This is a genomic window from Geminicoccaceae bacterium (assembly GCA_020638465.1).
Taxonomy (GTDB): domain Bacteria; phylum Pseudomonadota; class Alphaproteobacteria; order Geminicoccales; family Geminicoccaceae; genus JAGREO01.
This window is the reverse complement of the sequence record JACKIM010000002.1, coordinates 135,242-147,293: the sequence shown is the minus strand read 5'-3', so window position 1 is coordinate 147,293 and position 12,052 is coordinate 135,242. Positions and strand designations below refer to the sequence as shown.

The 12,052-nt window shown below is 62.5% G+C and carries 10 protein-coding genes; 2 read left to right on the top strand and 8 right to left on the bottom strand.

The features are described from left to right. The first annotated feature begins 49 nt into the window (after positions 1 to 49). Positions 50 to 829, top strand: coding sequence for a hypothetical protein (locus H6851_11115; protein ID MCB9944152.1), 780 nt, complete (start codon positions 50 to 52; stop codon positions 827 to 829). A 229-nt stretch (positions 830 to 1,058) separates the two neighbouring features. Then, positions 1,059 to 2,099 carry a GGDEF domain-containing protein gene (locus H6851_11110; GenBank protein ID MCB9944151.1) on the top strand — a complete coding sequence of 347 codons (1,041 nt, stop codon included), beginning with the start codon at positions 1,059 to 1,061 and terminating at the stop codon, positions 2,097 to 2,099. A gap of 8 nt (positions 2,100 to 2,107) precedes the next feature. On the opposite strand, the gene H6851_11105 is transcribed toward H6851_11110, so the two are convergent. The 8 genes from H6851_11105 to rfbC all read right to left on the bottom strand — a co-directional run bounded on the left by H6851_11105 (position 2,108) and on the right by rfbC (position 11,857). Next, the gene (locus tag H6851_11105) at positions 2,108 to 4,126 is read right to left on the bottom strand and encodes a PAS domain-containing protein (protein ID MCB9944150.1); all 2,019 of its coding nucleotides are present in this window, start codon (positions 4,124 to 4,126) and stop codon (positions 2,108 to 2,110) included. Between the two features lie 3 nt (positions 4,127 to 4,129). Beyond that, positions 4,130 to 4,654, bottom strand: coding sequence for a hypothetical protein (locus H6851_11100; protein ID MCB9944149.1), 525 nt, complete (start codon positions 4,652 to 4,654; stop codon positions 4,130 to 4,132). Positions 4,655 to 4,697: 43 nt separating this feature from the next. Next, positions 4,698 to 6,545, bottom strand: a complete 1,848-nt coding sequence (locus tag H6851_11095; protein MCB9944148.1) for a cyclic nucleotide-binding/CBS domain-containing protein — start codon at positions 6,543 to 6,545, stop codon at positions 4,698 to 4,700. A gap of 241 nt (positions 6,546 to 6,786) precedes the next feature. Next, complete coding sequence (locus tag H6851_11090; protein MCB9944147.1) at positions 6,787 to 8,556, bottom strand: cation acetate symporter; 1,770 nt, start codon at positions 8,554 to 8,556, stop codon at positions 6,787 to 6,789. A gap of 22 nt (positions 8,557 to 8,578) precedes the next feature. Beyond that, positions 8,579 to 8,839 (bottom strand): DUF4212 domain-containing protein, encoded by a 261-nt coding sequence (locus tag H6851_11085; protein MCB9944146.1) that lies wholly within the window; start codon positions 8,837 to 8,839, stop codon positions 8,579 to 8,581. Between the two features lie 297 nt (positions 8,840 to 9,136). Further along, entirely contained in the window at positions 9,137 to 10,072 is a 936-nt protein-coding gene (gene rfbA, locus H6851_11080) for a glucose-1-phosphate thymidylyltransferase RfbA (protein MCB9944145.1), read from the bottom strand. Positions 10,073 to 10,199: 127 nt separating this feature from the next. After that, a complete protein-coding gene (locus H6851_11075) occupies positions 10,200 to 11,252 on the bottom strand; it encodes an SDR family oxidoreductase (GenBank protein MCB9944144.1) in 1,053 nt (350 codons plus the stop codon). A gap of 14 nt (positions 11,253 to 11,266) precedes the next feature. Then, positions 11,267 to 11,857, bottom strand: a complete 591-nt coding sequence (gene rfbC, locus H6851_11070; GenBank protein ID MCB9944143.1) for a dTDP-4-dehydrorhamnose 3,5-epimerase — start codon at positions 11,855 to 11,857, stop codon at positions 11,267 to 11,269. Positions 11,858 to 12,052: the final 195 nt, after the last annotated feature.

The following is a 12,052-nucleotide window of genomic DNA, read 5'->3' as shown; positions in this document are numbered from 1 at the left end:
TGAAAATATTCCTTGACTTTCATGCTACCTTTCCATCATAACCTGCGGCATGGCTCCCACCTCTCCCACACCCCCCATATTGCCGCGCAAACTCGCCGGCCGGGTCTTTCGCTGGGGCGCGCCTCGTTTCCTGAAGGTGTGCTGGCTGGTGGCGACCGGGCGGCGCGGGGTGCTGGCGGGGCCGACGGTCCGGCTCGATGTGGCGGAGGTTGACGGGTTGGAACATCTGCCGCATGTGGCGGGTGTCCTGTCGGCGATGCGGGCGGGACTGTCCCCACATGGCGGTCATGGCCTCCGGGCGATCCTCCACCGCCTGCTGCTGTTCCACTCCCGCGACTGGTTCCGCCAGTTGCAGGACAACTCCCTGGCGCAATCCGTCGCATCGGCGGATGGTGCCGAAAGGGCATGGCTGGATCGTGCCGAACGCAGGGGAATGGGGAATGTCATCACCTCGCTGCTGAAGTCGGTGGCCAGAGGGATCGACGTGCCGGATGTCTGCCCGGTGCCATGGTCGCTCACGGAGGACACTCCCGGGGCGGCGAAACCCGCAAGGGCGAGGAAATCCCGTGGCGAGGAGGAAAGGCTCCGCGCAAGGGGACGGTCCCGCCTGTTGAAAAGTCTCCACGAGCATATCCTCGACGCGATGATGACGACCCCGCAGTCGGGAGCGTTTGCCATCTTCGCGCCGGACGAGTTGCGCCTGATCCGTGCGCTCCCGCCCGGCGATTTCCCCGACCTGCCGCCGCCGCCTGTGGTACCAGCGAGGCGGCCGCTGCCAATCTGCAAACCCCATCCGGTATTCGGAAAATCGCTCTCCGGCATCCCCTGACGCCTTCGCACGAGTTGATTCTACAGTGAAAATTATGGTATTTGAATCTTCCCCTTCCTTCCATCGCACCATGAATCGATACAAGTTTACCTGAATTTAGGAATTTTCCCTTTCACTGTCATGGACCGTCCAAATGGATCCGGGAAACGAGGAAGCGCTCCCACGGGCTCCATCCTCCCATGCTTGTGGAACGGAACCCGAACACCCTTTGCGCCGAAGGAAGCTCTTGATGGCAGACAAGGAATATGTCCGGCACCTGTTCGGGCTCGCCGATAAGACGCTGGAGGGATTGCGCCGGCTCGAACTTGCGCCGACGGCAGAGAACTACGCCGTCTGGCTGGCCTATATCGCCGGGCGCAATCCCCATCTCCTGAAGCGGATCCGCGAACTTCGCGCCGAGCAGCGGACATTCGACCAGGCCCTGATGGACCGATTGTACGAGGACTTCATTGCCCGCAACGGACAGGAGCTGCTGGAGCATTCGCGACAGGCGGGCCTGCTGGTCAATGCCATCCTGGGCGATGTCGGCATCGTGCAACAGTCGACCGGCAATTATGGCGAGACCCTGAGCCGGGCGGTCGCCGTGTTGACGAACATCGACAGTCGCGACGATGTCCTTGGCCTGACGCAGGAGTTGCACGGCGCCACCCTGGAGATGCAGGAACACACAGAACAGCTGCGTGCCGAACTGAGGGGCCGCGAGGCGGAAATCGGCAAGCTGCGACAGGCCCTCGACGAGGCGCACATGGCAAGCCGCACCGATCCGCTCACCGGAATCGGCAATCGCGGGTTGTTCGACGAACGGTTGGCGGAGGCGGTCGAGCAGGCGCACATGGAACGGCAGCCGCTGTCGCTCGTGCTCCTCGACATCGACCACTTCAAGTCCTTCAACGACAGGCATGGCCATCAGGTCGGCGACGTGGTCATCAGGCTGGTGGCGACACGGTTGCGCGAAATGGTCAAGGGGCGTGACCTGCCCGCGCGCTACGGGGGCGAGGAATTCGCCGTGATCCTGCCGCAGACGCCCTGCCCGGGTGCCGCCGTGCTGGCGGAAATGATCCGCAAGGTGCTGGCGACGAGCCAGGTGAAGCTGAAATCCAGCGAGAAGGCGCTGGGCACCGTCACCGCGTCATTCGGCATTTCATCGCTGCGCGCGGGGGATTCGGTCGACGATTTGATCGGTCGCGCCGACCGCGCACTCTACGAGGCCAAGCATGCGGGGCGCAACCGCGTGATGACCGAGGAGGCACTGGCTGCCGAAATGGCCTGAACGGGGACTCAATATCTCGCTTGCTGGCGGCGCAATGCGACCATCTGTTCGCTGGCCTTCAGGGCATCGTCGAGCGTGACGATGCCGCGTCCGGCAAGGGCGTCGACCATGCGCAGGAAAACCCGTGCGGTGGCCATGGTATCGCCAATGGCGGTATGGCGGACGGCCTCGTCGATGGCGATGCCGAAGCGTTCGGCCAGCGCGTCGAGGGTATGCCTGCCGGTATGATCGTGCAGGAAGGCCGACAGCAGCACGGTGTCGAGCACCGGATTGTCGAACCGTACGCCGCAACTGTCCTCGGCAACCTGCAGGAACCGCATGTCGAAGGCGGCATTGTGCGCAACCAGCACGGCGTCGCGGGCAAAGCGATGGAACAGCGGCAGGATCTCCCCGATCGGCGGCTGACCCGCCACCATTTCGTCGGTCAGTCCGTGGAAGCGCGTCGACGCGGGGGGGACCGGTCGCCCGGGGTCGACGAGGCGGTCGAAGCACTCACCACGCAGCATCCGCCCGTTGACGATGCGCATGCCGGCGATCTGGATGATGCGATCGCCGCCCGATGGTTCGAGGCCCGTTGTCTCGGTATCGAACACCACGTAGGTCAGCGACCTGAGCGGGCTGTCACCGAGACTCGAACCGCTGGACTGGGCCAGCAGGTCGAAATCGTAGAATTCCGGTCGTGCTGTCGGCCTGGGCAGGGGCCTGGCTTTCACCAGCCGCGAGAGGGGAAAGAGGATAAGCAGGGTCGTCGCATCCTCCACCTGCAGTTCCGCGTGGTGTCGCAACAGGATCTCGTGACCGCTCGCCTTGTCGGGAGCATCCGCCAGCGGCGCCCGCAGCCAGTCCGGCTCGACACGGCCATGGGCCACGTCCGCGAGCCCGCTCATGCGTATCGACACCCGGTCCTGCAGCATCGCCCATTCCAGGCGAAGCCCGGCACCACGGCCGTCCCGGCGCTCGATGAGCGCACCCAGCAGCGAGCTCAGGGCAAAACTGTCGCCGTCGACGGCAAGATCGGGTGTTGCGGGATCGTCGTCCGCCGGGACATGAAGCTCGGGGAAGCGCCGGTGAAGCGAAACGGCCAGATCCTCAAGGCGCACGGAATGGACCGGCCAGCCACGGCCCACCAGCCGGCTCCCCTCGCGACGCAACACCAGCAGGCTTTCACGAAGTGCCGCGTCACCGGCATCGGGTATCCGCGGCAAAATGTCGCCAAGGAGCCGGTCACGCTCGCGCAGGTGAGCGACGTCCTCGCTGGCCTCGCGCAGGGTCAGCACGAAACCGTTCTCCTGTTCCGCACCATGCAGCGGGGCGATCCGGGCGAGCATGATGTGCTTGCTGTCGCAGGTACTGCACATGAGCGGCACGGCAAAACTGCCGTCCGCCTCGTCCGTGGCCTGAAGGGTACCGCCCGACCCCGCGCGGACCTGCATCGACAACACGTGCTGGATCGGCCTGTTGTCGATGAGGTCGTCCAGCCTCCTCCCCAATCCCACCTCGCCGGCATCGCCCAGCAGCTCCTCGGCGCGGCGATTGAACAACAGGATCTCGCGGCGGGCATTGCAGATGAGGACACCTTCCTCAAGCTCCCGCAGGACCGCTTCGAGCCGTTCCTTTTGCGCTTCGACGACGGCGGTGGCGTCGGCGACAGCCTTGTCGAACTCCAGCTTCACCCGACGCAGCGCATGGTCGATATCGACGGCAGCCGGCAGCAATTCGCCAAGATAGCGTCCCGCCGCGGTATCGATCGGCGCATCGCTGTGACTGTGGGCGCGGGTCTGGAGTTCGCGCGTAAGCGCTATGATCGGCCGTGCGACATGCTCGTCGAACTTGAACCATACCCAGAGCGTGAGGCCGCAAAGGCCGAAGCCTGCCAGGGTTCCGGAGATGATCAACTGATTGAGAATATCACCATCTGATGCACGCATATGGGCGAAATAAAGCGACCAGGCGAGAATTGCGCAGCCGCCCAGCCCGATCAACGCGAAGAAAAGGAAGATCCGAAGCCTGAGATTCCAGTTTGCCATGACTCACCCCGACTTCTGGCAGACGGCAACAAGGAGCGGATCGCTGCCATCCAGCCCGATCCAGTTCGCATCCTCAGGTGCCCCATTGTCGTCCAGCATCAGGGCACCATCGACTTCAGCACTACGCCGACCCGCACAATCGACGAACATGGTGAGCGTGCGCGTCGGCTCGCGATGGGCAACGAGGAAGACATCGACCATATTGAGGTCGGGATGATCAGGATGCCGTTTCCGCGACCCGAGATCGACGGCGGAAAAGCGGTTGATCTGCGGGAAGACATATGTCCAGGGACGATATGGTACGCTATTGGAGAATTCCCCCAATACAACGACATTATCGGGCAGACCGGCCTCGACCCGGCTGAACCAGCTGTATTCTCCCCAGATCGTGAATGTGATCATGCCGAGACCGGCTGCAATCGGGACAAGATATCCGGGCAACCGGCCCCGGCTCAAAAATCGCAGCACGAGGACCACACCGGCCACGCCGAGCCCCAACGCGAAGGTCGCCACCAGTTCCATGATCATTGTCGTTTCCGCCCCCCAATCGTCCCGGCGTCGGAAGCCGGCTTCAGCCCATCATGTGCTGCCCCTGCCCGACCGCCGACTGCATCGTCTTCACAACCACGAACGCATCGCGCAGATGACCCCGCTCCAGTTCGCTCAGATCATGCGGATCAAGGAAATTGTCTATCGCCTGTCCCAGCCGCGACTTTCGGGCCTGATGACGCAGACGGACCTCGCAGATCAGGTCGAAGGCATCGATCAGGTCTGCCGCACCGCTCGCACTGATCACCCTGGCGTCACGAGCAGCCTCCAGGCGCATGCGCGTGTTGACCACGGGCATGCCGGCCTTGAGTGCGTAAATCCGACCGAGGTCGACGATCGGCACCACACCGGAATGCTTCAGGTCGATGAGCCCCTTGTGCTCGCCGGTGCGCGGCACCGAGAGCCCGCCGAACAATCCCAGCGGTGGCGCATGCTTGAGCGAGTTGGCAGTCAGGTGGGCCATGAAGATGGTATTGGCACGGGCCTTCGCCATGGTCTCGCGCTGCAGTTCCTCAAGCAGCGAACCGTCGCCACGGATGGCACGCAGGTCGAACATGACACTGGAAAGCATCTGCGCCATCGGATCGGGCTTGTCGATCCAGCCCGCGAAGTACTCCTTCCAGACCGACAGCTTCTGCATCCAGCGCGGCGTGATCGCCATCATTTCACCGGGACAATAGACATAGCCACAGGCATTCAGGCCATCGCAGACCCTTTTGGCCAGCTCGGTGAAGTAGGCGCCGTCGCGGTCGGGAACGAAGGCATCGTCGATGATCAGGCAGTTGTCCTGATCGGAAACGCCCGTCTGCTCCATGCGCCCCTGACTGCCGCAGGCGGCCCAGAGATAGGGAACCGGCGGAGCCCCGAGATCCGCCTCCGCCAGGCGCAGGAGGCGTCGTGTCGTGGCATCGGCGACGCCGGAGATCAGCCGGCCCACCGTCTGGGGTTCCGTGCCGGCCGAAGCCAGTTGCGTCAGCAATCGCGGTATCTGACCGACCACGTCACGGATTTCCGGCAGGGTCTTGCGCTTGGCGATCTTCGCGATCATGGCGACCGCGGAGATCGAACGGCGACGGATGATATTCGTCCGTGTGAGAATGCCAACGATCTGCCCATCATCGACCACAGGCAGGTGGCCGCAACGCCGCTCGGTCATGATGATGAAGGCATCGAACCCGAGAGCCGTGCTCGGCAATGTGAACGGATCGCGGGTCATGAACCGGTCCACCGGCTCGCCCCCTCCCATTCCCTCAGCAACGACCCGATTGGCGATATCTCCCGCAGTAAGAATTCCGCCAAGCTTGCCATCTTCCACGACCAGCACGCACGAGATGTCCCGGTCGCGCATGACACGTGCGGCATCGGTGACGCTGGACCCCGCGGGAATGGTCACGGGATCGGGCGTCATGATGTCGGCCAGCCTCGTCGTCGTAAGGTCGCCGTCAGCGATCGACGGGCCGGACTTGCCAGCCGTGGCACGACCCGGACGGTCGAAATGGGCGGCGAAGCGCGCGTTTTCGAGCATCAGTTGCCCGAACCTGTCCGCGGGCAGGACCAGCAGCGTGCTGTCCGCGAGCGACCGCGTGCTGTTGGTGGTCGTCGATCCGCGGACCAGTGCCCGGGTGCCGAACATGCCTCCAGTTCCCAGAGCGGCCAGACGCTCCCCGCCGGCATACCGGACCTCGACCTCGCCATGGACAATGATGAACAACCCGCGCAGCGGCTCGTCCTGACCGTAGAGAGGCGTATCGGCCTCGACATGGAGCGTTTCGAGCGACGAACAGACGGCATCGAACTGGTCCGTCGACAGGGCATCGAACGGATGCAGGGATCGAAGGAACGTCACATGAGATGAACCTGCATTGCTCATCGGCTTGAACCCCATGTTTGCGACCATGCCGGAAGTGCCTGGTCAACCGTTCCGACTTTAACAGCGAGTTGATGAAATGCCGACAGCCATCGGAATTTCATCAACTCATTGTCAAACGACATGAAAGACAGTTCCTGAAAAAAAAGGCGATGCCGTGTCGTGATGACCCCTGCACCGCCCGACATGCCGACCTTGCTGCAGCCGGTCCGCTTCCCGGAGGAAGCGGACCGGTCGCGGCGGGTCAGTGGGAGACAGCCGTACCTGCACCACGCGGCACGCGAATGCTTTCCACGAGATCCTGGATTTCCTGTGGAGGCTCCTCGGTCGCGTTGGAAACGAAGTAGGCCACCACGAAGTTCACGATGGCACCGACAGAGCCGATGGACAGCGGCGAAATGCCGAAGATCCAGTTATCGGGCGTGTCGGGGAGCTGGTTGGTGTCCGGAAGGAAGAACCAGCCCTTGTAGACGAAGATGTAGACGATGGTGAAGATCAGCCCGGACAGCATGCCCGCAACCGCACCGCGATTGTTGATGCGCTTGGAGAAGATGCCCATCATCAGGACCGGGAAGATCGATGCCGCGGCGAGACCGAAGGCCAGTGCCACCGTCTGTGCGGCAAAGCCCGGCGGGTTGAGCCCCAGATAGGTCGCGACCACAATGGCGACCGCCATCGAGATGCGCGCCGCGAGCAGCTCGCCCTTTTCGGAGATGCCCCTGGCGATCGTCCCCTTGAGCAGGTCGTGACTGATGGCCGAGGAGATGGCCAGCAGCAGACCGGCAGCCGTCGACAGGGCGGCGGCAAGACCGCCGGCAGCGACAAGGGCGATGACCCAGCCGGGAAGTTGCGCGATCTCGGGATTGGCCAGCACCAGGATATCCTGGTTCACGGTCAGTTCCGATCCCTGCCAGCCCCGCTCGGCAGCCGTGGCGGCAAAGGCCTCGGACTTGTCGTTGTAGAACTGGATGAGACCGTCGCCGTTCTTGTCCTCATACTGGAGCAACCCGGTCGTTTCCCAGTTCTTCATCCACTGCGGACGATGATCGTAGTCGATCGGCGCTTCCTGGGGACCGTGCTGGTAGATGGTGTCGACCAGGTTGAGTCGGGCCATTGCACCCACGGCGGGAGCGACCAGGTAGAGCAATGCGATGAACACCAGTGCCCAGCCGGCCGACCAGCGGGCGTCCGAGACCCTGGGAACCGTGAAGAAGCGGATGATGACATGCGGCAGGCCGGCGGTGCCGATCATCAGCGACAGGGTGAAGAGCACCATGTTGAGCGTGTTGGTGTGATGCCCGGTATAGGTGGCGAAGCCCAGATCGTGGATGGTCTGGTCGAGCTTGGCCAGCAGGGGTATGCCGGATGCCGTGTGTTCAGAGAACAGCCCCAGCGGAGGCAGGGCCACGCCGGTGAGTTGCAGCGAGATGAATATGGCCGGGATGGTGTAGGCGAGGATCAGCACGCAATACTGCGCCACCTGCGTGTAGGTGATGCCCTTCATGCCGCCGAGCACCGCATACAGGAAGACGATGGCGGCACCGATGTAGAGACCGGTGGCGCTGTCGACCTCAAGGAAGCGCGAGAAGGCGACACCCACGCCGGTCATCTGGCCGATGACGTAGGTGATCGAGGCGACGATCAGGCAGATCACGGCGACCAGACGGGCGGTGGTCGAATAGAAGCGGTCGCCGATGAACTCCGGCACGGTGAACTTGCCGAACTTGCGCAGATAGGGCGCGAGCAGCATGGCGAGCAGCACGTAACCGCCGGTCCAGCCCATCAGGAAGGTCGAATTGTCGTAGCCGACGAAGGCGATGAGGCCGGCCATGGAGATGAACGAGGCGGCCGACATCCAGTCCGCGGCCGTCGCCATGCCGTTGGTGACCGGGTGAACACCACGACCGGCGGCATAGAATTCCGAAGTCGAACCCGCCCGGGCCCAGATCGCGATGCCGATGTAGAGCGCGAAAGTCGCGCCCACCACCAGCAGGTTCAGGGTATATTGATCCATTGTTGAAGCTCTCCCTCGGACGTCAGGCTTCGTCGACGCCGTACTTGCGATCGATCGCGTTCATCACTACCGCGTAGAAAAAGATGAGGAACAGGAAGACCAGGATCGATCCCTGCTGGGCGAACCAGAAGCCCAGATCGGTTCCGCCGACGGCTATGCCGGAGAGCATCGGCCGCAGGATGATGCCGAAGCCGAAGGAAACGACCGCCCAGATCACGAGACAGATTTTCACCAGCCGGATATTGGCGTTCCAGTACGCCGTATCGCTGCTGCGTTGCTCCATTTACCAACTCCCTTGTTGTTGTCTTCGCGGATGGCGGGCCGGGACCTCGATGCAAACCTCTGAACATCAGGCATGTGTCGCTTAGCCTCCGCGTTGATGAAGCGACGTCTACCCGCCGGTCGGACACCTGCCTACCATGCCACGACTCTTTGACACTGCGTCAATGATTCCCGCGGGCAAATCAGCGCAGTAGACTTGACAGGACGACAAGATGCCGGCGCGCGACGACGCACCGGCATCCGTGATCCTTCAATCCGCACGGGAAGTCACGCCTCCCCGCGCCACGTCGCGAATCGGTCAGGCGACGAGGCGACCGTTGACGTCTCCCGCTTTCCAGGGTTCGTCGGAGAGCACCACGTCGAGCAGATAGCGCCCGTAGGCGGTCTTGGTCAGCGGCTCGGCGAGTTCGCGCAGGCGGTCGGCGTCGATATAGCCGAGCAGGTAGGCGATCTCCTCCGGACAGGCGACCTGGAACCCTTGCCGCTGCTGGATCGTGCGCACGAACTCGCCCGCCTGCAACAGGCTGTCGTGGGTCCCCGCATCGAACCAGGCATAGCCCCGTCCCATGCGCTCGACCCGGAGCTTCCCCTCGCCCAGATAGACCTTGTTCAGGTCGGTGATCTCGTATTCACCCCGAGCCGACGGCTTGAGGCCGCGGGCAATGTCGACGACCCGGTTATCGTAGAAATACAGTCCGGTGACCGCATAATTGGAACGCGGCTTCTGCGGCTTTTCCTCGATGCTCACCGCCCTGCCCCGCCCGTCGAACTCGACCACGCCGTAGCGCTCGGGATCGGTGACCCGATAGCCGAAAACGGTGGCACCCTCGCGCTGCTGCGTGACGCGCTGCAGGTCGGCGCGCAGGTAGTGACCGAAATAGATGTTGTCCCCGAGCACCAGCGAGCAGTTATCACCGCCGATGAAATCCTTGCCGATCAGGAATGCCTGCGCCAACCCTTCGGGACGCGCCTGCTGGGCATAGCTGATGCGCAGACCCCATTGACTTCCATCCTTGAGCAGGGTCTTGAACTGCCACTGGTCCTCAGGTGTCGTAATGATCAGGATGTCGCGTATCCCGGCCAGCATCAGCGTTGTCAGCGGGAAATAGATCAGCGGCTTGTCGAAGATCGGCAAGAGTTGCTTGCAGACCGCCCGGGTGATGGGGTACAGGCGCGTGCCCGAACCGCCCGCCAGAATGATGCCCTTCCACATGCGCAGATCCCGTTTTGTCATCGGATGATGGCCATCCTCTGGACGGGACCGATGACCATCCGACACCGCCCCGGCCCGAGGAAGAAACGACTTCGACCGAACGGCTCTCCAGGCTCGCGGAACCCGAAAGCCGTCCGGGCGCCCGCTGTCAGCCGGTCTTGAGACTCGACCCGCTTGCCTGAAGGTTGATCATCGATCCACCCAGCTCGGCCTCGTGGACAATCTTCTGCCAGCGGACCAGTTCCTGATACCAGTCGAGCGTAATGGTACGCGTGGTCCGGTCCAGCGTGCCGTTCTCCAGCCGCTCGACGATCTCCCTCACGCCGTCGACTGCGACCTTCTCTGCCTTCCAGCCAAGCGATTCGATCTTGTCGAAGGCGACGCGGTAGGAACGGTGATCGGCATCGCCATACCACTCGATGCGGACATCACGCGGCACGGCCTCGGCGATCACCTCGGCAAGCGGGCCAAGCTGATAGTTGTTGGCATCCGAGCCAACATTGAACAGCTGACCATTCACCCTTTCGACAGGAGCCGTGAGCATGAACATCTGCGCGCGCGCCGTATCGTGAACATGCACCATGGGCCGCCACTGCGAGCCGTCGCGCATCAGCGGCAGCACACCCGTCTTCCACGCCCCATAGGTCATGCCATTGATGGCCAGGTCGAAACGCATGCGCGGACTGTAGCCATAGACCGTCGACTGGCGCAGGACGACCACACAGAAATTGTCATCGGCCAGCGGAAACACCCCGTGTTCGGCCAGTTCATTGGCCTTCGCATAGGTGGTGAGCGGATTGGTCTTGAAGGTCTCGTCGCAAACCACCGACGGGTCCTGAAAACCATAGATGCTGCAGGATGATGGCAGCACATAGCGCTTCACGCCCGCCATCTTCGCCATCCGCGCACAGGCGACCCGCGATTCGTGATTGATCTCGTAGGTGGCGTCCTGGAACAGCTCGCCACTCGGGTCATTCGAAATGGCAACGAGGTCGATGACATGGTCGACATTGCGGAAATAGTCAGCCGAAAGCCGGCGGCTGTCCGCCTTGATCCGTTCGAGCCGGGGGTGCTCGGTCAGCAGATCGCCGCCGAAGAAGAACCGGTCGATGGCACGCACCTGATAACCCGCCTCAAGCAGCATCGGCACGAGCGTGGTGCCGATATAGCCACCGGCGCCGGTGACAAGAACTCTTTCCATCAGAAATCTCCCGATCAGTTGTCGACGGTCTGCCGCGAATTGGCGCCGGAATAGACGAAGAAATCCTCCAAGGAGGCGAACGGGGGCTGGCGCGTATCCTTGTCGGAGAGCACAGCCTCGATACCGTCAAGCGGCCAGTCGATGCCGATATCCGGATCATTCCACATGACACCCTTGTCATGGGCCGGCGAATAATCGGCATCGACCTTGTAGAACACCTCGGTGTCCTCGGTCAGGGTCATGAAGCCATGGGCAAAGCCGCGCGGCACCAGGAGCTGGTTCCAGGCTTCATCCGTCAGTTCGACCGCGACATGCTGGCCATACCAGGGCGAGCCCTTGCGGATATCGACCGCGACATCGAGGATCGCTCCATGAAGCACGCGCACGAGCTTGGTCTGGGCAAAGGGCGGAGACTGGAAATGCAGACCGCGAATCGTTCCCCTTTGGGACGATCGCGAGTGATTGTCCTGAATGAAATCGAAATTCAGCCCCGCATCCTCGAAGGAACGCTTGCTGTAGACTTCCGAGAAGAACCCGCGGTGATCACCAAATTTCTTCGGCCTGATGATCTTGACGTCGGGAATCGCAGTGTTGACGAGCTCCATTCACCTGCCCAATCTCTGGCCTCAAGCACCTGTGAGAGGTCATGGCCGCCATGGCCAGCCTCACTTCCCAAGAACCTAGCTGCAATCCTTTACCGAAACATTAATGGCAATCGGATTTCAACGTTAACTGTCGATCAGCATCACAATCGGCGGCCCACGAGATGACATCTCCATGGCAAGGAACTGCGCGACATC